Origin of the sequence: Corynebacterium sp. MSK071 (assembly GCF_030232125.1) — a bacterium.
In the GTDB taxonomy this organism is placed as follows: Bacteria; Actinomycetota; Actinomycetes; order Mycobacteriales; family Mycobacteriaceae; genus Corynebacterium; species Corynebacterium kefirresidentii.
In genome coordinates this window covers 88,454-112,328 of record NZ_JASPJA010000003.1, presented here as the reverse complement: position 1 = coordinate 112,328, position 23,875 = coordinate 88,454, and the positions used below count along the sequence as shown (strand labels likewise).

Sequence of the window (23,875 nt, the reverse complement as noted above, 5' to 3'; positions counted from 1 at the left end):
GTGCGTCGTGAAATTCATCGGCCTGCACAGAACACCGCAGCTAGCATGGGGTGCACAAGGTGTACAAAACGGAAAGTGCCCAGGCTGTGGATAACTATGCTTCGAGGCACTGTTATCCACAACCAGGGCACAACGCTTGTAGTGCCGAGTTGACAAAATTACTCCGGCATCATGAATTCAGGCTTATCCAGCTCTTCGATATTGACGTCCTTGTAGGTAATGACGCGAACATAGCGCACAAAGCGGGCGGAGCGGTACATATCCCATACCCAAGCATCGGACATGCGCACCTCGTAGTACACATCAGGTCCAGAGGTATGCGGAATGAGCTCTACCGCATTAGCCAGGTAAAAGCGCCGCTCAGTTTCAACGACATAGGAAAACTGACTGACAACGTCTCGGTACTCGCGGTAGAGGGACAGCTCTACCTCAGCCTCGTAGTTATCGAGTTCCTCTGCACTCACGGTGGACCTCCAGGTTGTGGGTTAGCTCGCTTAAGCTTAGCGCGCAGGAGGCTAGATTCTAGCTAGGCACGCGCGGCGAACTCCGCATGAGCGCGGCGGACATTGTCATAGCTCATCCGGTGTTCCGGGCACGCTCCAAGCGCCGAAATTGCAGCCTCGTGTGCCTTAGTCCCATAGCCTTTGTGCTTGGCCAATTCATAGCCGGGATAGCGCGCATCAAGGTCGCGCATCAGGTGGTCGCGACTCACTTTTGCCAAGACACTTGCCGCGGCGATACACCGCGCGGCTGCATCGCCGCCGATGATGGGCAGCTGGGGTTGGGTAAGGCCGGGGATAAAGAGGGCGTCGCTAAGCACATAGCCTGGGCGGATATCCAGGCGTGCTACCGCCCTGCGCATACCGGAAATATTAGCGTGCTGGATGCCGCGCTTATCGATGTCCCCCGCGCTAATGTGCACCACAGACCAGTCCACAGCCTTGTCCTTAATGAGTGGAAAGAGCCGCTCGCGCTGCCGGGGAGTCAGTTTTTTGGAATCGCTAAGCTCCGCCAGCTCCTTGATCGGGCGATTAGGCATAATGCAGGCCGCGATGGTGATTGGCCCGCAACACGCGCCGCGCCCGGCCTCATCCACTCCAGCCACCGGCCCGAGCCCAGCCTTGCTCAAAGCCAGCTCATAGGTGCGTCGTTGCTTAAGCCGCCGCATGCGAAATCTCTGGGTGTTCCACCCCACCCCACCGCGACAGAGGCAAGATGACAGCCTCAACTCGGCCGCGAATATTGTCCACTGGCACGGTGCCTTGTAGGTTATCGCCCAAGTGCGCACGCGAATCGAGGGAGTTGGTGCGATTATCTCCCATTACCCAGAGATGCCCCTCCGGGACGGTGACGGGGCCGAAGTACTCGCCGCCACACTCCTGGGAGCCAACACCGGGGTCTACGGGAATCTCCGGTGGATCAAGCACGAATGATTGATCAATCGGCTGACCATCCACCATCACCGAAGGATCACCAGCCTCACAGCTCACCGTTTGTCCGCCGGTAGCAATTACCCGCTTGACGAGGATATTTTCCCCGTTGGGCAAAAGCCCAACTGCCGCCAAAGCATTCTGCGCACCTCGCACAATAATATTGCGCGAGCGTGTGACCTGAAACTCGTTATTCCACGACTCCGGCCCTTCGAAGACAACCACCTCCCCAGGTTGTGGGTCTGTGAAGTAATAGCTGACCTTCTGCACTGCGATGCGATCGTTTTCGCAGCCGGGACAACCATGCAGAGTAGGTTCCATCGACGCAGAAGGAATGACATACATCCGTCCCACCAATGCTTGTAAGAGCACCAGCAGGACAAAACCTGCCACCACGGGGAAGAAAAAATCCCGGGTGCGCAGGCGTTGGGAAGAAGGTTTATTCCTGGATGTCCGGGTCATCGATGCCACCGATGCGGGTAAACGGCCAGAAGACGAACTTCACCTTGCCGCGGACATTTTCCACCGGTACTGTGCCGTGGAATTTATCGGTCATGTGATAGCGAGAATCTGCCGAGGCCGTGCGATTATCACCCATGACCCAGATATTGCCCTCCGGTACTTCCACGGGACCAAAGTACGGGCCTCCACAAGCTTCCGAGCCTGTCGACTTATCTACCGGGTACGTTGGCGGGTCTTGCACGTAGTCTTGCTCGATGGGCTTGCCATCAACCATGATTGCAGAATCACCCTCCTGGCAAGACACTGTCTGCCCACCGGTGGCAATCACGCGCTTAACCAGGGTATTTTCATCGGGCGGCGCCAAGGATACAAAGCTCAATGCATCCTGCACCCCGTGGATTACCGGGTTGGACGAGCGCGGCGAGACATAGCTGGAATTCCAGTCCTCGGTGCCTTTGAAGACGACAACATCGCCTGGTTCTGGCTCTCCATCGCCGTAATAGGAGATCTTTTCCGTAAAGATACGGTCATTCGTACAGCCCTCGCAGCCATGCAGTGTCGGCTCCATCGAGCCGGAAGGGATCACATACTGCCGTCCGATAAAGTTCTGGAAAAGGCCCACGATAACAAGGACCGTTGCCACGACCAGAAGGGTTTCCAGCAGCCACGGCATGTCTTTTTTCTTGGTTGCCCCTTCGCCTTGCGGGGAGGCGATCCCCTCTACGGGGTTGGCCCCCTCACCTTCAGGCGACTGTTCCTGCGAGATGCTGTCTTTATTCACGCGCTAAATCCTAGCAACCCCACGTCCCGGTTCCCGCCTTATCCCCCTCGCGGCTGGAGAATTCACAGGCAACTATCCGGTTAAAGCCTGCCGGCTGACACCAGGAAATAGCTGGCAATAGGCACAAAAATCCCCCTTGCGCCCACAAGGGTGCAAGGGGGATGGTGGCGCGCAGCGCACTACTACTAGCGACGCTCCTTGATGCGAGCCTTCTTACCGCGCAGATCGCGCAGGTAGTACAGCTTCGCACGGCGGACGCGGCCGCGGCGGGAGACCTTGATGGACTCCAGGTTCGGGGAGTGAACTGGGAAGGTACGCTCAACGCCGATACCGAAGGAGACCTTACGGACGGTGAAGGTCTCACGGATGCCGGAGCCCTGACGACGGATGCAGATGCCCTTGAACAGCTGTGCACGCTCGTTGTTGCCCTCGATAACCTTTACGTTTACGTCGAGGGTATCGCCTGGGCGAAAGGACGGGATATCGTCGCGCAGCTGTGCTGCATCGACCTTGTCAATAATGTTGGACATGCCAATATTCCTTTTCAGTTTGGGACAGAGGACCCTAGCGGCGCTAAGCCTAACCGGTTCGTGCCCGTTACATAGAACGGTCACCTATTTTTCCATATGTACCTGCAGGAACCAAATTTCCTTCCCGGCACTTCTTTCTCTCCCCCGCCCAAGCTACGCCGCCGCAGCTTAGGAGGGAAACTGCTAAGCGGCCGCCCCCACCACCGCTAGGTGAAGTTTGCGCAGGTGATTGGATGGGTTCCACCTCGCCCGCATCATGGTTCCGACAACATCGTGGCAGAATCCTCCCTCCGGACTGCAAAAGCTCCCACCGTAGGCAACGATGGAAGCAAAAGCAGCAGGCAAAAAGGCTAGCCCACGGCGGCTAAAAGCCTGCTTTCTTCAGGGCATCAGCCATGGCACCACCACCGCCGGAGCCACCTCGACCGCCAGTGCGGCCGCGCGAGCCACCTCGGGAACCGCGCCCGGATTTGTGTCCGGAGCGCTTCCCTTCTCCCCTGGCGGCAGAGTTTGCGGCATGTTGCGCATCGCCACGGCGCTTGGGAGCCTGCTGCCCCGGTTCATCATCGAGGCGCAAAGACAAACCGATGCGCTGCCGCTCGACGTCGACCTCCATGACTTTTACCTTGACCACTTGGCCAGAGCGCACAACCTCGTGCGGATCAGAGACGAACTTATGGCTCATGGCAGAAACATGGACGAGGCCGTCCTGATGTACTCCTACGTCGACAAAAGCGCCAAAGGCCGCCACGTTGGTAACTGTGCCCTCAAGGATCATTCCCGGGGTGAGATCGGAGACCTTATGTACCCCCTCTTTGAAGGTTGCGGTCTTAAATTCCGGACGCGGGTCGCGGCCGGGTTTATCCAGCTCAGCGATGATATCGGTCACCGTAGGGATACCAAAGGTCTCATCTGCAAAATCTGCTGGGGCCAGCTTGGAAAGTACGCGGGTATTGCCAATAAGCTCGGAAATGCCCAGACCGGTCTTTTCCGCAATGCGGGAGACAACTGGATAAGCCTCAGGGTGCACGGCGGAGGCATCCAATGGATCGGTGCCGCCATTGATGCGAAGGAAGCCGGCTGACTGCTCAAACGCCTTAGGTCCGAGACGCGGCACCTTCTTCAGTTCCTTACGGGAAGCAAAGGAGCCGTTTTCATTGCGGTAAGCCACAATATTGGCAGCGATGGTGGAATTAACTCCAGCCACCCGCTCCAGCAGCGGGACGGAAGCAGTGTTGAGATCCACGCCCACGCCGTTCACGGCACTTTCCACCACACCATCAAGGGTGCGAGCGAGCGCGGTCTGGTTAACATCGTGCTGATACTGCCCCACCCCAATAGCCTTCGGATCGATCTTTACCAGCTCCGCCAGAGGATCCTGCAAACGACGAGCGATGGAGACTGCACCACGCAGCGAGACATCCATATCGGGGAATTCCTCCGCCGCCAGCTGCGAGGCAGAATACACCGAAGCGCCGGACTCTGAGACTACGACGGGCGTGGGACGCTGGCCTCCGGCCTGTTTGATGAGGTCCGCAATCTCCTGGGCGAGCTTCTCGGTCTCACGGGAGGCAGTACCATTTCCGATGGCCATAAGGTCCACCGAATGCTTGGCGCACAAGGTAGACAAGGTCTGTAGCGCCTGGCTCCACTGATTCTGCGGCTGGTGCGGGTAGACAATAGTGGTATCGAGCACTTTGCCGGTTTTGTCCACAACCGCACACTTGACGCCATTGCGGTATCCCGGATCCAGTCCGATGGTGGCACGCTGACCTGCCGGCGCAGCAAGTAGCACGTCCCGCAAATTGGTGGCAAAAATCTTGAGCGCACCTTCCTCTGCCACTTCTTTCAGGCGCATACGTACATCCAGGCTGGAGGAAATATAAAGCTTGGTGCGCCAGCCCCAATGGACGGCGTCAGCAAGCCACTTGGAGGAGCGATCCAGTTCAAAGCGGGAGGCAATAACGTCCTCATAGTCCGCGTCATCGCCAGCATCAAGCTGCAATTGCAATACGCCTTCATTCTCGCCCCGCAGGAGCGCCAAAATGCGGTGCGAGGGCAATGTGTGGAAAGACTCGTTGAAGGAGAAGTAATCCTTAAACTTCGCCCCTTCTGCTTCCTTGCTCTCAATGACGTGCGCGCCCATAACGCCTTCAGTAAACATGCGCTCTCGCACCTCACCCACCAGGTCAGCGTCCAGTGCGAAGCGATCCACCAGGATGGCGCGGGCGCCGTCGAGGGCTTTCTTTGTATCTTCAAAGCCCTCGCAAAGGAAGGCCTGCGCTAGATCTTCTGGGGTGGCGTGAGGATCCGCGATGAGCTTATCGGTCAGCTCTTCTAGGCCGGCCTCGCGGGCAATATCCGCCTTAGTTTTACGGCGCTTCTTATACGGCAGGTACAGGTCCTCCAGGCGCGCCTTGGTTTCGCAGGCAAGGATTTGTTTCTTCAGGGCGTCGCTAAGCTTGCCCTGCTCCTCAATCGCCGCAAGGATGGTCTCCTTACGCTCCTGCAATTCCTTCAGGTAATTCGCGCGCTCCTCAATAGTGCGCAGCTGGGAGTCATCCAGCCCGCCGGTGGCCTCCTTGCGGTAGCGAGCAATAAAAGGCACGGTATTGCCCTCCGTAAGGAGCTGCAACGCGGTGGAAATCTGTGTTTCCTTCACGTTGAGCTCGGCGGCGATGGTTGCCGCAATATTCACGTGGTCTCCTCACTCTTTTCTCGAGGTTTGGGATTAGACCCACCCAATTTACCGCACTGCCCCTTCACCGCCTTCGCTTGCCGACGCCCCTCTCAACGCAAAAACCTCCTTTCCAGCAAGGAAAGGAGGAAGGTGCGGCGCGTGCTTAGTGGATAACCACGCGGGCGTTATCGCCGCCGGTGCAAGTAACCCGGGCGGAGCTACCGGAGCAGTACATGGTGTAGGTACCACCGGTGGTCGGCGAATGGACGCTCAAGGTGACGTTAGTGCCGCCACCCGCAACCCAGTTATTCATAAAAGTGGTGTAGACGTTGCGAGCAAAAGGACTGGAAGTCGGGCCAGTCGCATAATAGTTAGGGTAATCACCCCAGGAATGTCCATTGCTGGAGCCAGCGGAACCAGCCTGTGCCGGTGCTGGTGCCGGGGCTTCCTTGGTCTCGGTCACCGTGACCGGGCTGGAGTCCTCATCCTCTGCAGAATCCTTGGAGGAACCGGACTTCTTGCCGGACCCCGACCCAGCTCCGGATCCGCTATTCGCATCCGCCTGCTGGAATTGGCTATCCCCTGCAGCGCTATCCGTAGAGTCACTCTTGTTATTGGTCACGAACATAATGACCATGGCAGCCACCGCGATTACCGCCACAATGGCTGCGATAATCGCAGCGATCGTGGCACCGCTGACGCCGCCATTGTTCTGCTGGGGATAATACTGTTGGTTGTACTGGGGCGGCTGCTGGTTAAATCCACCGTAATTATTGCTATTGGGAGCCGTCATGGTTTAGGGACCACCTTGGGAATAGAAGTTTGGAGGGAATGTCCCCTTACTATAACCCCAAACGGCCTAAGCGCTGCAGATTTAGCGTGAAAATGCGGCGATTAATTTTCTCGTCGGCGCCTATTGCGCAGCTTCCGCTCGCCATACCGCTGGGGTACCAAGCCCCATCTCTGTAAAACCGATTTCCGCGCTCCCCAACCACAGCGCTTCCGGGGGCAAACATTCCGCCACAGTGGGGGCCACGGTGGCTAAGGGGTGTGCGGTCTCACCGTTAACTATAAGCCGCCACACCGGAATTCCCTGCGGTCGCTGACCAAACCTGAAACGGTATTCCTGCGCTAAAGGGCTGCTCTCCGGGCATGACTCCGCTACCTGAATGACGAAAATGCTAGCTGGATGAAAGCCCTGAGCACGTAGCCTGTCAGGCAGTCCTGCGAGGCAATCCTCATTCTCTCGAGTTCCTAGAAGCACGGAAAGATCAGCACTAACCTCCATTAGCCTTCACCCTTAGCCTTAGCTTCCTGCTCCAACTGCGCAATGAAAGCCCTATCATCCTTGTCTAGCTCGGCTACTTCCAGCAGCTCGGGACGGCGCTGCCAAGTGCGCAATAATGCTTGTTCGCGCCGCCACTTATCCACCAAGGCGTGGTTTCCCGAGGTCAAAACGTCCGGTACGGCCAGACCCCGCCACTCTCGCGGCTTGGTATAGCTCGGGCCCTCCAAGAGACCATCAGAAAAGGAATCCTCTTCATGGGAGCGCTTATTGCCCAGCACGCCTGGAATGAGTCGCACGACGGCCTCTGCAATTACCAACGTCGCTACTTCCCCACCGATCAACACATAATCACCGATGGATACCTCGCGGACGCGGTAGCGACGCGCGGCATCATCCACCACACGCTGATCGATTCCCTCATAACGCCCGCAAGCAAAGACGATATGCTCCTCAGTCGACCACGCACGCGCATCCGCTTGACTAAACGGCTTACCCGTTGGGGTAGGCACAATGAGCAGTGGGAGGTCACTATCCTCCTCGGGCTGGGCGTCAACGGCATAGGCGTGCGCCTCTACTCCTTCAAGCTCATCGTGGCGGGGACGGTTCAAGTGCGGAAGGGCCGATTCTAGGTTCGGTGCACTTTCCTGAGCAGCAACACTATCGAGTGCCGGCCCCCATACTTCCGGCTTCATAACCATGCCAGGGCCGCCGCCGACCGGCGAATCATCGACAGACTTATGCGCATCAGTCGCCCACTGCCGCAGATCATGTACGCCTACTTCAAGGCGACCTTGTTCAATGGCTTTTCCTAAAAGTGCATGCCGCAACGGCTCCAAGTACTCCGGAAAGATGGTGACAACATCAAGCCTCATAGGTCCAGCAATCCTTCCGGCGGGTCAATGGTGCACGTCCCTGCTGCAAGGTCCACGTCAGGAACAATGGCATGCACGAAAGGAATGAGTGCTTCCTTGCCAGTGTCGAGATTTACCTCTAGCAAATCTTGGCTTCCACCGTGGATGACCGACGTAACCTCACCAATGTTTTTGCCCGCCAGAAGTACGCGTAGTCCTTCCAGCTCATGGTCATAAAAACCGCCATCATCGCTATCGAGCGGCGCGGCGAAAAACTTCGTGCCGCGCAGGCTATCCGCCACATTGCGGTCTTTTACTTCTTCGAAGGTAACGAGCAGCCTTCCCTTGTGAGTGCGGACTGCCTTGATAGTTAGCGTGTGCTCTTTTTTGCCCTGCGTGCCATGGAGCGCTTCCCCCACCGCAAAGCGCACCTCCGGTTCGTCAGTAGTGGCCTCGATTACTACTTCACCCTTCACGCCGTGCGATTTAATCACGCGACCAATCATCAATTCCATAGCGGAAATTCTACAGCACGAGCCTTTTCCCTTGTCAGTGATGGGTTTTCAGCTACTTCGAAAAAGTTCCAGTTTTTGGGGCTCATTGTCGTTAAAGTAGGCACATGAGCGATTTACCTACCAATTCCCCGGATACTTTTGGCACGGCTTCCCATCTGGGCACTGCTTCCGCTATGACTACACTTAATTTGCTCGATATCGCACCGGATACGGATCTGCAGCGGCCCCGCCCAGGCGTACAGCGCGTCTTGAGCACCGATGGCGCTAATCTCATTCTCTTTAGCTTTGCACCAGGACAGTCCCTACCGGACCACAAGGCCGCTCATCCCATTACCGTGCAGACGCTCCGCGGGCAGCTCAACTTCACCTATGGTGAAGAAACCGTCACCCTTACGCCGGGCACGATCGTGCATCTTCCTGCATATGAGGTGCATAAAGTCGAGGCTGCAGCTGCGGATTCCGGTACCTCTACCCCCGCAATTTTGTTGCTCACTATGCTGACAAAATAGTTTATAGGAACATAAGTTTCGGTGATAAAATGACTCTCATGGAATCGCATAATAAGCCTTACCATCATGGAAACCTCCACGATGAGCTGCTCCGCATCGCAGTCCAGCTAGGCAAGCGAAGCGGCCCCAATGCCATCACGGTCCGTGCCGTTACCCGCGAAGCCGGAGTATCCCCTACCTCCGCCTACCGCCACTTCAAGGATCAAGAAGAACTACACGATAAGGTAGCAGAGCTTGCCACCGACGAACTGGTCCGGCGCCTGCATGAGACTACTAAAGCTGCCGGGCACTTGGATTTTCCAGAGCACTTGGTGCAAATCGGTTACGCTTACCTCGAGTTTGCCTTGGATGAGACCAATTTCTTCCGTTGCATGTTGGAATGGAAGGCGCTGCGCTTCATGCTCGGTGTGGATCCACACACCGAAGATGATCCGAAGATGGATCACCTTCAGCAGATTCGCGATTTCTTCGCCCTTCTCGCCCGCCACGCGCAAGCTTTGGACAATACTACTGACCCCACATATTTCATGCAGAACGCCCTTTTGGCATGGTCTACCATCCATGGCTTTACCGTTCTTGCCGTCAACGGCCCCATGTCACAGCTACCACGCGAGCAAATCCTAGAACTTTTTGCTCCGGTTGTTGCCGGCGGCCTGCGTGGCATGGACTTTAAAGATCCGTCTAATGTCTACAGTCGCTATGCCGACTACAAGCCACAGAGCTAAGGGAAACATTCACCCTCCCCCACCCGTTGTAGCTTGCTGGGTTTCACCGTGCTTTTCTAAAAAGATGACCGCGCACGCAACTCCACCAAGGACATGCGTGCGCGGTCATCTTTTTGGGCCGGTTGATTTCATCCACACAGCACAAAAGCCCCACCTACACGACTTGCACAGTGGTGTAGGCAGGGCCCGAAGGTAGAAGCGCTGTGCGCTGAGCAAAGGAAGGCAGATTACTCTGCAGACTCCTCGGAAGCTTCCTCAGCCTTCTCCTCGGCCTCGGCATCAGCTTCGCCGGCAGCAGCAGCGGCAGCCTCTGCAGCAGCCTCTGCAGCAGCAGCTTCCTCAGCGGCCTTCTTCTCAGCCTCTTCCTTGGCCTTCTTCTTCTTTTCGGTGATAGCCTCGATGGTCGGGCCGTTGTTAGCCTCAGCCAGTGCCTCGTTGAAGATCTCCAGCTTGGACTTCTTCTCCTCAGCAACCTTCAGGGTGCCTTCTGCACCAGGCAGGCCCTTGTGCTTCTGCCAGTCACCGGTGACCTTCAACAGAGCAAGAACCGGCTCGGTTGGCTGTGCGCCGACGGACAGCCAGTGCTGCGCACGCTCAGAATCGATCTGGATGAGGGAAGGCTCTTCCTTCGGGTGGTAGATACCAATGTTCTCGATTACCTTGCCGTTACGACGGGTGCGGGCATCAGCAATAACAACGCGGTACTCAGCAGCGCGGACCTTGCCCAAACGCTGCAGCTTAATCTTGACAGCCATGACGGCTCCTTTTCTAGTCACTGGGCAGTACAGACGCGCACCAGGTAGTGCGCCGGTTCAACCCTTGGATTTAATCTGCGTGTGACATACCGGCCGACCGTAGACGGGAACGGTGCTACGCAGAATATTACGTTCTGTGGACTACCTAGCCCGGAGTATCCGAGTAGATAACCTGAAGTATTTTAGCGCGAGTATCTGCAATTTTAAAAATCACGACGCCACTCACGCAGGTTCGTTATGCCATCGATACTAAAGCAGAGTAGCCTTAAGGGCCGAATATAGACATTTGGTTTCATATGTATGGCGCGCCTTCTGCCTCACTGTAAAGGCGTTGACGCACGAAAAGACAGTTTATGACTAAAGAATCACCGCGAAATTTCCGGTACCGCTATGACCTTGATGGTCTTCGCGGTATTGCCATCGGCCTAGTAGTTATCTACCACGTCTTCGTTGGACGCGTCTCCGGCGGCGTGGACGTATTCTTGCTGCTATCCGGCTACTTCTTCTTGGGCTCCCAGCTGCGCTACGCCAGCAAGCCCAACGCTTCTTTAAACCCTTGGTGGCCCATCTGGCGCACCCTGCGACGTTTGGTACCCAGCTTAGTTTTGGTCATTGGCGTGACCTACATTCTGGTGCGCATTTTCACCCCACAGCTCATGCGCACCGAGCTCACCCAGCAGATCACAGCCACCATGCTGTACTACCAGAACTGGGAGCTAGCGGAACAAAACGCCGACTACACGGCGGCCGCAGCGGATACCTCCCCGCTGCAGCACATGTGGTCCATGGCCGTACAGGGCCAGTTCTACATCATGGGCATTGCCTTTGCGACCATCTTGGCAGCCATCATGAAGTTCCGGCCGAAGCACCAACCACTGGGCAAGCGCAGCTTCCCCACAGTCAACCAGATTGCGGGCCCGATCCTCATTGTGGCCACCATTGCCTCCTTCGCCTATGCTTCACGCCACGGCCTCTACGGCACCCCGGAGAACTACTACTCCACCTGGTCACGCGCTTGGGAGTTGACCTTGGGTGCTGTCCTAGCCATCTACGGTTCCGCCTGGAAGATTCCGCCCCGCCTTTATGACCTCTTTACGGGTTTGGGCCTTGTGATGCTCATCTTTACCGGTGCCATCATCGCCGATACCACCGCGTATCCTGGCCCGCTTTCGCTCTTGCCGCTGGGCGGCGCCGTGCTCATCATCTTGGGTGGCGGTGGCAAGATTTCCAAGGCCATGGCCTCCAAACAGGCCCGCTGGCTGGGCGATGTAGCCTATCCGCTCTACCTATGGCACTGGCCTCTGCTTATCCTGTCCACCTCTTATTTGGGTCAAGAAACCCCATCGTGGTGGCTGGGCGTTATCATTATCGCCATTTCACTGGTGCTGGCGGACCTCACGCACCGCTTTTTGGAGCGGCCACTGCGCCAGCATCGCAAGCGCCCCACCGCCGAGGATCTGCCGGTACGCAAGGGCCTATCGACATTGCGGAAGCCGGCAGGCGCTGCTCGCGGCGTCGGTGGTGTAGTGGTTGCTGCGGCCGTTGTCGGCCTTCTGGCCATTCAGCCGCTGTGGATGCGCACGCTTGATGATGCCGACGCAGAACTTCTGAATCCTTCCCTCTACCCCGGTGCGACGACGTTCATCAATCACCTCACCCCACCGGATAATGTAGAGATTAAGCCTGACCCAATTCTGGCCGGCGGCATCCAGCCACCAGTGGCTGCTAATTGGTGCTTTGTTCCGGATAGCCAGCCCGCTGATTTCTTCTTCGAAACCCGCAAAGACGGCAAAACTCCGTGCATTTTCGGTGACACAAACGCAGAAAAGGAAGTCTATTTGGTTGGCGGCTCCCACGCGGAACAGTATTCTTCCGCGCTTGACCGCCTGGGCAAAGAAATGGGCTTTAAATTGGTTCCGTTGCTACGCCAAGGTTGCCCCATCGAGCTGGGTGACGATGTCACCGTGACCCCTGAGTGCGCCGAATGGGGCAAACTAGTGATGGATCGCATCGAAGAAGCAAACCCAGCCTTGGTGATTTCAAATACCACGCGCCCGCAAAATGAGTACGGCACGGGCCCCGATGCTGTTCCCGCTGGATACCAGGCATTTTGGGATGAATTAGCCGAGCGGGATATCCCCTTCTTGGGCTTCCGCGATAACCCGTGGGGCTTCGATGAGGAAGGCCGTCCGCGCGAGTTCGATGAGTGCTATGTAGCCACCGAAGATGCCTATGGTTGCGGCATGCGCTTTGAGCAGGTCTACCAGCCCTATGACCCCGGTGCAGTAGTGCTCTCGAAGTACCAGAATATGCTCTCGGTAGATACCGCCCCGTGGTTCTGCGATGACAATGGTGACTGCCCAGTCATCATCGGCAATACGATGGTCTACCGCGACATGCACCACATCACCAATGCCTTCGCGGAATCGGCTATGCCAATGATTCGCGAGGCCCTGAAGCCATTCCTCAACGGGGAAAAGGTCCAACAGCAAGCCCCTGATATCCCCCCGGAGCAGGCCGCAGCAGCTGTGGAGCCGGCACCTGCCGCACCTACCGACGCCGGCAAGCCACATGCCAACCCAGTCCCCTACCCCAACGCTGTGCACGACGACGCCGTCTAGGCCATAGCGCACGAACACGCGCCAACGCCTATGAGCACGGGCGCTGGGGATAAGGCACCCAACTGCCTGCATAGAACGAAGGAGGCTCCCACAATAACGTGGGAGCCTCCTTTGCTATGCCTTAAGACTGAGGCAGACTATTTTTTGCCCTTGCCAAAGTCCAAGTTGTTGAGGTCAATATTTTCCATTCCCTTCGGCATCTTTGGCATGCCCGGCATTCCCGGCATGCCACCGCCGCCGCCCATTTGCTGCTGGAGTTTTTGCAGTTCTTCCATGGACGGCATGCCGCCACCACCGGGCATACCTGGCATTCCGCCCATGCCCGGCATTCCGCCCGGCATCTTCGGGCCGCGGTTTCCACCGCCGCCCTTGCCTTTCTTGCGCTTGCCGTTTTTGCCCTTGCGGCCCTTCGGCTTCTTCTTGGTAGCAGAGCGGCCACCCATACCACCCATGCCGAATTGGCCGGCCATCTTGGACATCATCTTCTTAGCTTGGTTGAAGCGCTCGATGAGCTGGTTGACCTCAGAAACGCTCACGCCAGAGCCATTAGCAATACGCTTGCGGCGCGAAGCATTGAGGATCTTCGGATCCTCACGCTCCTGCGGAGTCATACCACGGATGATGGCCTGGATGCGGTCCAGCTGCTTTTCATCCACCATGGCGGCCATCTCATTCATCTGCTTGCCGCCGGGCATCATCTTCAGCAGGTTGCCGATGGGCCCCATCTTGCGGATCATCAGCATCTGCTCAAGGAAGTCATTCAGCGTCAGCTCACCAGAACCAAGCTTGGAGGCGGCCTCCTCGGCCTTCTGATGATCCAAGGTGGCCTCGGCCTGCTCGATGAGGGAAAGCAGGTCACCCATGCCCAAAATGCGGCTGGACATGCGCTCGGGGTGGAAGACATCGAAATCATCGAGCTTCTCACCGGTAGAGGCATACATAATGGGCTTGCCGGTGACCTCACGAATAGATAGGGCCGCACCACCGCGGGCGTCGCCATCCAGCTTGGTGAGAACCACACCGGTAAAGTCCACGCCATCGCGGAAAGCCTCAGCAGTCTGCACAGCATCCTGGCCGATCATGGAGTCGATGACGAAGAGGACTTCATCCGGCTCGACGGCGTCGCGAATATTGCGCGCCTGCGTCATCAGTGTCTCATCAATGCCCAAGCGGCCGGCGGTATCGATGATGACCACATCGTGCTGCTTCTGTTTGGCCTCAGCAATGCCGCGCTTGGCGACGTCTACCGGATCACCGTGGGAGGTACCCATTTCATGCTCATTGGAGTCCAGGGAGGTACCCGGATCTGGCGCGAAGGTCGGCACCTCGGCGCGCTCGCCGACGATCTGTAGCTGCTGCACCGCACCCGGGCGCTGCAAGTCACAGGCCACCAGCATCGGGGTATGCCCTTGCTTGGCCAGGTGCTTGGCCAGCTTGCCGGCCAACGTGGTCTTACCGGCACCCTGCAAACCGGCGAGCATGATCACTGTCGGCGGGTTCTTCGCTAGGTTCAGGCGGCGAGTTTCGCCGCCGAGGATCTCAATGAGCTCTTCATTGACGATCTTGACTACCTGTTGGGCTGGGTTGAGCGCCTCAGAGACTTCCGCGCCACGGGCACGTTCCTTGATGCGCTTGATAAAGCCACGGACGACGGTCAAAGACACGTCAGCTTCCAGCAGCGCGAGGCGGATCTCGCGGGCGGTGGCATTAATGTCAGCCTCGGTCAGTTTGCCCTTACCGCGCAGGCCCGCCAGGGCTGACTGTAGGCGGTCTGATAGTGAGTCAAACACTACGGATGCGCTCCCTTAATTTAGATCGATCTAAAGTTCAACTATTTAATCTTAGTCCCTTGCCAGGGCCCTGGTCACATTCCCCACCACCGTAGCGCGGGAAGCCTCCCCGGCAAGGAAGACATTGACGATCATTGTCGCGCCCATAATCTCATGGCGCAGCCACACAAAGTCTGGCAATGCCTCTATCAAGTGCCCCAAAGCACCAATGCGCTCGACGGTACGGATCACCAAGATGCCGCCCACATCAAAAGCCGCGGTGGTTACTTCTCCCTCGATATCTGGCAGCTCCGTATAGGTACGGGAGTTATAAGACTGGATAAACCTTATCTCCTGGGCCGCTTCCTTGAGGGTCTGTTGTACGGTGCGGATGAAAAACTCCGCCTTATAAGTACCGTCATCCTCTTTGACGATATTGGCCCGCACGATGGTCCACCCCAAAGCGGACAGCAAGGCAAAAATGCGCTTGAGCTCCCCTTTGGAGGAGCCACACCAGGACACAGTAACTTCTTGGTCTTCCCAATCCACCGTAAGCGCAACGCCCTCAGTAGATAGCGGCACGTGCACCGCGGGGCGCTGAAGGACGCCTGGTTTGAGTGCTTCCAGAGCGCGAGAGACAATAAGCTTCTGCGCTTGCTCTACCCGCGGTGTCCAGACGCTAGGCCCTGTCGATTGCGCATCAGCCTTAGCCAATACCGCCAGCAGCGAAATAATCAGCTGATCGTAATGCGCTGCGGCCAACAATGCGTCACGAGCGGCATCGGAGAACGGGTCCATTGTCGCAGCTAGCCGCGCTAAGGTGGTATGCTCTGCCACCAGAATTTGAGCACGCGACCTATCGGCCACGCTCAACCGCATGCGGGCTGCCTGGCGAGCTATCATTTCCGCGCCTACCTGAGCGTGGGGGCGCTCGTAGCCCTTACCAATGTCATGGTAAAGCGCGGCCAGCAATAATAGATCAGGGCGAGCTACCGAGGTGCGCACCTCCGCGCACCGAGTAACCGTCGCAATGAGATGATGGTCCACCGCTCTGACGTGGCTGCGCTCGCGCGGCAACAAACCGCGCACATGCCCCCATTCCGGCACTAGACGTTCCCACAGGCCATAGCGGTCCAAATCCTGAATAACCCGCGGCGTATATTGCGGGGACGACAAAATGGCGAAGAAATCATCCACCGCTGCTCGCGGCCAGCGTGGCGGCAGATTCGGCAATTTTTGGAGCTGGTGCCAGGTGGTCTCGGCAACGGCATATCCCGTGCGCGCCGCGGCTGCCGCAACGCGTGTAAGCAACCACGGATCCTCCACATTCGGTTTGCGCGAAAGGTAGATAACGCCGCCCTCTGCCACCACGTCCACATCGAGTGGACGGCGCTGCCCGCGGCCCGCCGCCAGCGCATTTCTCCCCAGCACCCCTCGGGCGGTGGCCAGGCCGCGTTCTACGGCCTTATTAACAGTGGCTGCAGCGCCTACCAAAGCGGCGGTTAAGGCATATCGGTTTTCAAAGCCCAAATCCGCAGCCACGTCCGCGGCGAACTCGGGGTCTAAGATATCGCGGTGGCGTCGGGCTTTGACATGCAGGAGTGTGCGGACGTCGAGAAGCAGCTGCTTTTCGACGTCTAGATCAGGAAAGTCGCACAGGTTACCCAAAGCCATCGCGCGCAGAAGCTGAATATCGCGCAGTCCCCCACGGCCATTTTTCAAGTCTGGATTCGTCATTGCTGCTACCGCGCCCGAGCGCTTCCAGCGAATAATCGCGGTATCCACAAAGTCATCAAAGCCGCGCTGCAGCTGGCGCCGCCACGCTGCGAGCAGCTGTGCCCGCGCCTCATCCACTAATATCTTGCGCCCTGCGACAAAGGCCAAGTCCAACTGTGCAAAGCCAGCAGAAGCATCTTCTGCAGCAATCGCCGCACACTCCTGCGGGGTGCGCAGGGCATAATCTAGGCGATACTTGGCATCCCATACGGGCAACCACAGCTTCTCCACCAGCGCTGGGTCTGGATCGTGGCCCTCCGGATAGATAAGGATGACGTCAATATCCGATTGCGGGGTCATCTCATTGCGGGCGAAGGACCCGGTGGCAGCGAGCGCAGTCCCCGCTGGGAGCTCGAGGCTGCGCAATACACGAAGCGCCGAGGCATGGGCCTCGGCGCGAATCTGTGCGGCGTTAAGCATACTGGTTTTACAGTGCCGCCTCGCCGTGCTCCCCGGTGCGTACACGAATGGCATCTTCTACTGGGGTTACCCACAGCTTGCCATCGCCGATTTTGCCAGTGTAGGCAGCATCCACAATGGCGTTAATGATGTCTTCAGCGTGGTCATCCGCCGCTACTACTTCCAGCTTGACCTTAGGCACAAAATCGGTGGCGTATTCTGCTCCGCGATATACCTCGCTATGCCCTCGCTGCTGCCCAAAGCCCTGGCTTTCAGTAACAGTGAGACCGCGTACTTCCTGCTGCTCTAGCGCCTGACGGATTTCCGGCAGGGTAAAGGGCTTAACGATGGCCGTGATGAGTTTCATTGTTACTCCTTGTTTTCTCTTCGGGGCGGGCTAGAAGCACCGAATAGTGTGCATCCATTCTAGCCCGAGCACGGCAGTTGCTGTGCACTATATTCGCGTCATGAATCTAGGGCCCGGTGAATGCCACAATCCAGTAAAACCAAAAGGCGGCGAGCTCGTCTGCATTTCCGCCATTGAGCGCTATTGCAGATAAGACTCGCCGCCAGAAGGCGCTGAGGGTGACTAGATATCGTCTTCCTTGGCTTGCACGGTTTGGACTTTTTTGTGGTTATGCTTGGCGTGTTTGACGTCAGTAACTGTTACGCCGTAGATGGAACGTCCCAGGTAGAAGGAACCTACTGAACCGATAATCCACACACCGAAGCAGGCGATCAGGGCTTGAATGAGCAGCCACAGGGAAAAGCCATCGCGGCCAAAATCTACAACTAGTTTGGCCACGATAATCAGCGGTACCGCAAGACCCACGGTCGGCCCCAGCAGGTTAGCGCGCGTCAATGCGTCGGGCGCCCGCCACAGGGATATAACCGTCGCGACCACCAAAATGGTGGCGATAATAAGTAGCACCGAGGCGATAATCTCAGAAATAGCCATTTTATCGCCTGCCCTTCGAGATAATGCGGGCCATAGATAGCGTGGGCAGCACGCCCGCGGCAATGGCACCGAGGAGTGCAATGTAGTAGGCCATCGGGGCGTTATTGGTCATCGACCATGCCAAGTACATGCAGATCATGCCGTAGAACACGATGTCAGACGTAATTGCGCGAGTGAGCTCATCGCGTGTGCGCAGTGCAAGCACCACGCCGCACCATGTGGCGATGCCAATGATGAATACGCATACAAATACGACCCAGCCGAACGGGGACAGTGTGGCAAAATCAATCATCGCTCGGTCTCCTTCCTGCGTTTTATGTTCCGGGCATGACGCTTCGGCTTTTCGACGTCCGCTTCGCTTTCTGAAAGCGGAGTGTCCTCCGCCCGCGCCAAGTCAGGCGAGCGCATAAAGCGACCGACAGATTCGAGGGGATACTCGTAGAAAGCCTCATCCAATTGCGTCGTCTCTCCTTGGCCTGGGACGCCGTAGTCGATGTCTTTCACCCGTGGGGCAAGGCGCTGCTCCATATCAGCCAAATCAGCCACGATTGCCGCCGGGTCAGATCCCTGAACGGCCTGCACCAGCACGATACGTGGCAGCCCCTTGCGGGGTGGCTCGCGCAAACCCAGCGAAAGGGTTCCCGGCGTTGCGGTAATAGAAGAAGTAAACCAGAAGATCTCCCATGCTCCAGTCACACGCAGTGGATAGCGAATGATAACCGGGTGGTATTCGTTATCTGGCTTAAAGGCCGCCATTGCCAGGCTAATGCCGGCCACAAAGATTTCCTTAATGAGCCACAATGCATACACCACTGCGTTCATTTAACGGCCCTCCTGAATTTCATCGATATTGGGAACTGCAATCGGCTCGTCTCCCAAGACGGTTTCAGTATAAGCGGTGGTATCAAGCAGCTGCTCCGAGGCGCTATCCACAACGTCCAGAACGATCCCAGAGAAAATGAACATGCACAGCGAACCAAGGATGAGTGCGGCAGAGGGGGCCATGAGCTTTTTGCGGATGATCAGTTCATCCGGAACCTTATCTTCCGGCAAGCCCTTGCCCCAGAAAACCTTGCGCCATACCCGCAGCATGGCCAAGAAGGCGGCAAAGGAGGCAATGATAATAGCCGCGATAGCGATCCACGCCCACGCGCCTCCTACCCGGGCAATCTCGAAGACGATCATCAGCTTGCCCCACATTCCGGAGAACGGCGGGAAACCTACGACGGAGAACGCACCGGCAGCGAAAATCCACGCGATAATGGGGTCCCGACGAGCGAGACCGGACAGCTTGGTTAGCAGGCCCGTGCCGTAGGTTTCCTCAATGGCGCCAGAAGCCAAGATCAGCGAACCAACAGTCAACATGTGGTGAATCGTGTACATAATGCCGGCTGCTAGTGCGCGGCGTGGGTCATCAGAGGTAAAAGCAAGCATTACCAAGATGAAAGGCATGCCGTTGAGCATCTGATAGCCGAGCACGCGGCGAATGGAGTTCTCCGCTAGGCCGCCAAAGGCACCGATCATCATGGAGATGATCATGATCACGATGATCAACACATTCCAGCGCTGATCCAGACCGAATAGCTGCACGTAGAGGCGATAGAGCATGTACACGGCCACCTTGGTGTGCAGGCCGGAAAACAGGCCCATCACCGCAGCTGAGGTCCCCGGGTAAGTGCGAGGCAACCACGACTGCACAGGGAATACGCCGGCCTTGGCGGTGATTGCAATGAGAATCAAACCCGCGGCGACGGTGACGGGCCCGTTACCTGCTGCCGCACCCTTCAATGCGCCAAGGTTAACCGCGCCGGTAACCGAATACATATAACCCACGCCAACGACCAGCAAGGTGGAGGCGAAAAGGTTCACCAAGACGAAGGCACGTCCGGCCGCCAGACGCGACCAAGTACCAGACATGGTGATAAGGCCATAAGACGGCAGAAGCATAACCTCAATAAAGACGAAAAAGTTAAAGAGGTCAGCAGTAAGCAACGCACCGCAGACACCGGTAATCAAAATCAAGGTGAGCGATGGATAAAAGCGAGACTTGGTCTCCCCGCCCGCAATGGCAAACCAGTTGGCGCCAAAAGCGACAATCATCGTGGTGATGATCATCAACGCGGAGAAAGCATCCGCAGCAAACGGGATACCCACATTGCCTTGGTATAGGCCCACTGTGTGGGCAACTACCCCGTTGTTCATGGTGTACATCAGCAGACCCAGGCCAGCAAAGATTCCCATGCCCGGGATGATCAACATGATGGAATCGCGCACCGCACGCCACGGTGCCAGCAGTGCAAAGGCTGCTGCAATCAGCGGGACCGCTGGGAAGAGCGGAAGGAGTTGAGCTACAGCATCAGTCATTATTTATCATCCTCCTTCTGTTCAGCTGCCCCGCGCTCTGCTACGGGAGTGTCGTGGTCCACCTGACCGATACGGTCAAGTTGGTTGGTGGATTCTTCCAGAATCTGGCGATTTTGGGCGTCACGGCCCAAGGTTGAAAAGGCATGGTCGATGGTGTTGTCATCAACCGGCTCCACCACATCGGTGTCGTCGTTCTTGCCCATTGCCGCCATCGTCAACAGGATGGTCGAGGTTGCCATGGAAATAACCACCGCGGTCAACACGAAGGCCTGCGGCAGCGGATCTGCCATCTGGTCGTGTGGAACCTGGGAGGGGAAGGACTCGCCGCGGTAGGAGTACACGCCCGTAGCCAGCAGCATTAGGTTAGCTCCGTGTCCGAAGGCCATCATGCCCAACACGATGCGCACCAAACCGCGCTGCTGGATGAGGTAGACGGCACTGCCTATGAGCAAAGCAATAGTCAATGCAAGGATCATTACTTCTCTCCTCCTCGCTTAGGCATGGACCGTTTATTTTTCCTCTTCGTCCTTGCTTCCGATGGCGTCAGCAAAGCCAAAGGATCGGTCGAGGGGTTAATCGGGTCCGGATACGGATCATCGACATCCTCAAGCGAAATGCGCGGCGTGGTTGGCAGCGCGGAATTATCATCATGAATCCACGGCAGGAAGTCACGCTCCGTGCCAGGGCGCAGGTAACCGCCCAGGGCATTAATCGCCATGGTCAACATGCCCAACACCGCTAGGTAGATGCCCAAATCGAAGATGAGCGAGGTAGTCCAGTGCTGACCAAAGGCCTCAGCATGAATAGCCGCCAAGAAGCCACCGTTGCCAAGGCCGTGGTGCAAGTAGCCCACGAAGCCTGCAGCCAAGGCAGTGATAATGCCGATACCGGTCAAGTGAATCGGAGTCATGCGGCCGAAGACGATTTCATCAGATCCTCGGGACAGGTAGATAAGCCCGATTGCTGCGCCCATAATCAATGCTGCCGGGAAACCACCACCAGTGGCATTATGGCCGCGGAAGAAAACGATGACAGACATGATTACCAGCAACGGGATCACCACGTTTACGCCCTTGCGCAATGGCACAGAGTTCAGCTGCGACTGGCCAAATGGCGCAGGACGTGTACCTGACCTGAATGGGAATCGCGGCAACGTTGTAGTAATGGCTGCGATAACCACTGCAGCCATGCCCAGCACGGAAAGCTCGCCCAATGTATCGAGCGCACGGAATTCCACGATGATGGTAGCCACGACGTTATCGCCGCCGGTAATATCCGGCGCATTATCGAGATACCACATGGCCAGATCCGAACGCTCGTGTCGGCCCATGAGGCCCCACACGCCCAAGAATGCAGCAACACCGGCCAAAACTGCGATGACAATAGAGCCGGTCTTGCGGGACTTATCCTTCACCGGTTGGAAGGTTTCCGGCAGGTAGCGCAGCACCATCATCATAACGATGACAGATAGGGCTTCCACCATAAACTGGGTCAAAGCTACGTCCGGCGCCCCGAGCAGGAACATCTGCAGGGTTACACCAGAGCCGGCAATGCCGATCATGATGGCACCGGTCAAGCGGTTCTGAGTTCGCACCAAACCAAACATAGCCAGCGCGATGATTCCCAATGGAAGCAGATCCCATGGGTTATCCAGACCATCTACCCGCGGCTGCAGCGCTACCCCATCGACGCCATCGCGGATGAGCGTGGTCGCGGCCAACACGATAATCAAAATGACAATGGGCAGCATGTGGCGGGACGGATTATGCGAATCGGACATCTTGCCCAAGACTCGTCCCAGCCGCGAACAGCCCAACTGCAGAGAGTGCAGCAACTCATTGCCGCTGCGCGGCATAAACTTCTTGTCCTCAAAGCTTGCCCACATCGTCTTGCGGGCAAAGATACCGGCAATACCGGCGATAAGGACCACGAGCGAGATAAGGAAAGGAACATTAAGCCCGTGCCAGAGGGCAAGGTGCGAATGATGTTCCAGACCAACAGCAGCCACTGCATGGTCAATCGGGTTATTAAAGATTCCGAGTACAAATACCAGCGGCAGGGACATAAAGCCCGGTAGTGCGGCAGGCAGCCACAGGGAAACCGGAGCCTCGTGGACATGTCCCATATCGCGAGGTCCATCAAAGAAGGCGCCGAAGACGATCTTGGCGGAGTAGGTAAAGGTAAAGAAGGCGCCGATGGCGGCAACGATAAGCAAGATGACCTGGCCAGTGCCACCAATCGGGGCGTCTTCAAACGCAGTGAGCATGCCTTCCTTGGATACAAAGCCCAAAAGCGGTGGTACCGCGGCCATAGAGGCCGCGCCGATGACTACCGAGCAAAATGTCCACGGCATCTTATTCCACAGTGGTCCGAGGCGGCGAATATCGCGCGAACCGGCCTCGTGGTCGATGACGCCAATAAGCATAAACAGCGAGGACTTAAATAGCGCGTGCGCCAACGTGTGTACCAACGCTGCGGCGATAGCGAATGGGGTTCCCACACCAATGGTGGCGACAATCCAGCCCAAATGGGAGACGGTCGAATAAGCCGTGAGCTTCTTCAAATCCGTCTTTTGCACTGCAAAGACCGCGGACATTACCGCGGTACCCATTCCAACCACGATGAGCAGCCAATTCCATACCGCCACATCGTGGAAGATCGTGGAAAAGCGAATCAGCAGGTACACGCCAGCCTTGACCACTGCGGCTGCGTGAAGGAAAGCCGAAACCGGAGTGGCGGCGGCCATAGCCTCAGGAAGCCAAAAGTGGAATGGGAATTGCGCCGATTTGGTAAATGCAGACGCCGCGATCAACACGGCTACGGCCGCTGTTACACCGGGGCGCTGTGTCCATACCGGCGACGCCAGAATCTCAGATACCGCAGTCGATCCGGTCACTGTCGCAGCAATACCCAACCCGGTCAGCAGGGTCAATCCACCAACGAAGGTCAGGATCAAGGTGCGCTGCGAACCAGCTTCGCCGCCCGAACCGGAGCGCGCAATCAGCATAAAGGAAGCCAAGGAGACTAGCTCCCAGGCAAGGAACAAAACCACAACGTCATTGGCCAAAACCAGCAATAAAATGGACAGCGTAAACGCTGTCATCAAGGTGTAGAAGCTGGTATTACCCTCATTCTTAGGCAGATAAGCCGCCGAATACGTAAAGACGACGGCACCAATGACCAGCGCCAACATAGCAAAGAAAATACTCAACGCATCCCCGCGGAGAGCAAAACTTACGTCGACGCCCGGTGCGATAAAATCGCGCACCCAAGTGGCGTGGAAACTCAATTCCTCCCCGGCTGCAATGGCAGGAAATTCCTTGGCAATAAGGACCGCTGCAATAACAAAAAGGCCAGCTAGTAGATAGCCTGCCTTTCGGTCAATAACCTTTACGGTTACCGGTGCCAAGATCACTGCCAGCGCCGCGAGGAGGACTGCATAAAGTAGCGTCACGAAATACT

General features: G+C 57.0%; 22 protein-coding genes. 3 read left to right on the top strand and 19 right to left on the bottom strand.

What is annotated here, in order from left to right:
• Nucleotides 1-158: 158 nt before the first annotated feature.
• The 9 genes from QP990_RS03165 to rimM form a co-directional block, all read right to left on the bottom strand.
• Nucleotides 159-464 (bottom strand): DUF2469 domain-containing protein, encoded by a 306-nt coding sequence (locus QP990_RS03165; protein WP_005325239.1) that lies wholly within the window; start codon nucleotides 462-464, stop codon nucleotides 159-161.
• Between the two features lie 62 nt (nucleotides 465-526).
• Entirely contained in the window at nucleotides 527-1,168 is a 642-nt protein-coding gene (locus tag QP990_RS03160) for a ribonuclease HII (protein WP_200288919.1), read from the bottom strand.
• Complete coding sequence (lepB, locus tag QP990_RS03155) at nucleotides 1,155-1,892, bottom strand: signal peptidase I (protein WP_200288918.1); 738 nt, start codon at nucleotides 1,890-1,892, stop codon at nucleotides 1,155-1,157. Before lepB (QP990_RS03155) ends, QP990_RS03160 begins: the two co-directional genes overlap by 14 nt.
• Nucleotides 1,870-2,673, bottom strand: a complete 804-nt coding sequence (gene lepB / locus QP990_RS03150; RefSeq protein ID WP_284798386.1) for a signal peptidase I — start codon at nucleotides 2,671-2,673, stop codon at nucleotides 1,870-1,872. Before lepB (QP990_RS03150) ends, lepB (QP990_RS03155) begins: the two co-directional genes overlap by 23 nt.
• 185 nt (nucleotides 2,674-2,858) lie before the next feature.
• On the bottom strand, nucleotides 2,859-3,203 hold the full coding sequence (rplS, locus tag QP990_RS03145) for a 50S ribosomal protein L19 (protein ID WP_005325245.1): 345 nt from the start codon (nucleotides 3,201-3,203) through the stop codon (nucleotides 2,859-2,861).
• A 364-nt stretch (nucleotides 3,204-3,567) separates the two neighbouring features.
• Entirely contained in the window at nucleotides 3,568-5,901 is a 2,334-nt protein-coding gene (locus QP990_RS03140; protein WP_284798384.1) for a Tex family protein, read from the bottom strand.
• A 145-nt stretch (nucleotides 5,902-6,046) separates the two neighbouring features.
• A complete protein-coding gene (locus tag QP990_RS03135; protein ID WP_259824677.1) occupies nucleotides 6,047-6,676 on the bottom strand; it encodes a hypothetical protein in 630 nt (209 codons plus the stop codon).
• A 494-nt stretch (nucleotides 6,677-7,170) separates the two neighbouring features.
• On the bottom strand, nucleotides 7,171-8,043 hold the full coding sequence (gene trmD / locus QP990_RS03130) for a tRNA (guanosine(37)-N1)-methyltransferase TrmD (protein WP_200288915.1): 873 nt from the start codon (nucleotides 8,041-8,043) through the stop codon (nucleotides 7,171-7,173).
• Nucleotides 8,040-8,537, bottom strand: a complete 498-nt coding sequence (gene rimM / locus QP990_RS03125; RefSeq protein WP_200288914.1) for a ribosome maturation factor RimM — start codon at nucleotides 8,535-8,537, stop codon at nucleotides 8,040-8,042. Before rimM ends, trmD begins: the two co-directional genes overlap by 4 nt.
• 104 nt (nucleotides 8,538-8,641) lie before the next feature.
• Here rimM and QP990_RS03120 point away from each other — a divergent pair, with 104 nt between their 5' ends.
• Together QP990_RS03120 and QP990_RS03115 are read left to right on the top strand one after the other, a co-directional pair.
• Entirely contained in the window at nucleotides 8,642-9,046 is a 405-nt protein-coding gene (locus QP990_RS03120; protein WP_284798381.1) for a cupin domain-containing protein, read from the top strand.
• Nucleotides 9,047-9,084: 38 nt separating this feature from the next.
• Complete coding sequence (locus QP990_RS03115) at nucleotides 9,085-9,771, top strand: TetR/AcrR family transcriptional regulator (protein WP_234288180.1); 687 nt, start codon at nucleotides 9,085-9,087, stop codon at nucleotides 9,769-9,771.
• Nucleotides 9,772-9,998: 227 nt separating this feature from the next.
• Here QP990_RS03115 and rpsP read toward each other — a convergent pair whose 3' ends face one another.
• On the bottom strand, nucleotides 9,999-10,526 hold the full coding sequence (rpsP, locus tag QP990_RS03110) for a 30S ribosomal protein S16 (protein WP_284798375.1): 528 nt from the start codon (nucleotides 10,524-10,526) through the stop codon (nucleotides 9,999-10,001).
• A gap of 353 nt (nucleotides 10,527-10,879) precedes the next feature.
• On the opposite strand from rpsP, the gene QP990_RS03105 reads away from it, so the two are divergent.
• Nucleotides 10,880-13,147: an acyltransferase family protein gene (locus QP990_RS03105; protein WP_284798373.1), complete on the top strand. Its 2,268-nt coding sequence runs from the start codon at nucleotides 10,880-10,882 to the stop codon at nucleotides 13,145-13,147.
• Between the two features lie 137 nt (nucleotides 13,148-13,284).
• On the opposite strand, the gene ffh is transcribed toward QP990_RS03105, so the two are convergent.
• The 9 genes from ffh to QP990_RS03060 all read right to left on the bottom strand — a co-directional run bounded on the left by ffh (nucleotide 13,285) and on the right by QP990_RS03060 (nucleotide 23,867).
• A complete protein-coding gene (gene ffh, locus QP990_RS03100) occupies nucleotides 13,285-14,937 on the bottom strand; it encodes a signal recognition particle protein (RefSeq protein WP_049361138.1) in 1,653 nt (550 codons plus the stop codon).
• Between the two features lie 51 nt (nucleotides 14,938-14,988).
• The gene (locus QP990_RS03095) at nucleotides 14,989-17,112 is read right to left on the bottom strand and encodes a [protein-PII] uridylyltransferase (RefSeq protein WP_284798370.1); all 2,124 of its coding nucleotides are present in this window, start codon (nucleotides 17,110-17,112) and stop codon (nucleotides 14,989-14,991) included.
• Nucleotides 17,113-17,119: 7 nt separating this feature from the next.
• The gene (locus tag QP990_RS03090; RefSeq protein ID WP_200288908.1) at nucleotides 17,120-17,458 is read right to left on the bottom strand and encodes a P-II family nitrogen regulator; all 339 of its coding nucleotides are present in this window, start codon (nucleotides 17,456-17,458) and stop codon (nucleotides 17,120-17,122) included.
• A 222-nt stretch (nucleotides 17,459-17,680) separates the two neighbouring features.
• Nucleotides 17,681-18,049, bottom strand: a complete 369-nt coding sequence (locus QP990_RS03085; RefSeq protein ID WP_049361135.1) for a Na+/H+ antiporter subunit G — start codon at nucleotides 18,047-18,049, stop codon at nucleotides 17,681-17,683.
• Between the two features lies 1 nt (nucleotide 18,050).
• A complete protein-coding gene (locus QP990_RS03080) occupies nucleotides 18,051-18,341 on the bottom strand; it encodes a cation:proton antiporter (protein ID WP_284798369.1) in 291 nt (96 codons plus the stop codon).
• Nucleotides 18,338-18,871 carry a monovalent cation/H+ antiporter subunit E gene (locus tag QP990_RS03075; protein WP_259825598.1) on the bottom strand — a complete coding sequence of 178 codons (534 nt, stop codon included), beginning with the start codon at nucleotides 18,869-18,871 and terminating at the stop codon, nucleotides 18,338-18,340. Before QP990_RS03075 ends, QP990_RS03080 begins: the two co-directional genes overlap by 4 nt.
• The gene (locus tag QP990_RS03070; protein WP_023021276.1) at nucleotides 18,872-20,413 is read right to left on the bottom strand and encodes a monovalent cation/H+ antiporter subunit D family protein; all 1,542 of its coding nucleotides are present in this window, start codon (nucleotides 20,411-20,413) and stop codon (nucleotides 18,872-18,874) included. It lies immediately after the preceding gene.
• Nucleotides 20,413-20,889 (bottom strand): sodium:proton antiporter, encoded by a 477-nt coding sequence (locus tag QP990_RS03065; RefSeq protein WP_023021275.1) that lies wholly within the window; start codon nucleotides 20,887-20,889, stop codon nucleotides 20,413-20,415. The genes QP990_RS03070 and QP990_RS03065 overlap by 1 nt, the downstream gene beginning before the upstream one ends.
• Entirely contained in the window at nucleotides 20,889-23,867 is a 2,979-nt protein-coding gene (locus tag QP990_RS03060) for a DUF4040 family protein (RefSeq protein ID WP_284798368.1), read from the bottom strand. Before QP990_RS03060 ends, QP990_RS03065 begins: the two co-directional genes overlap by 1 nt.
• Nucleotides 23,868-23,875: the final 8 nt, after the last annotated feature.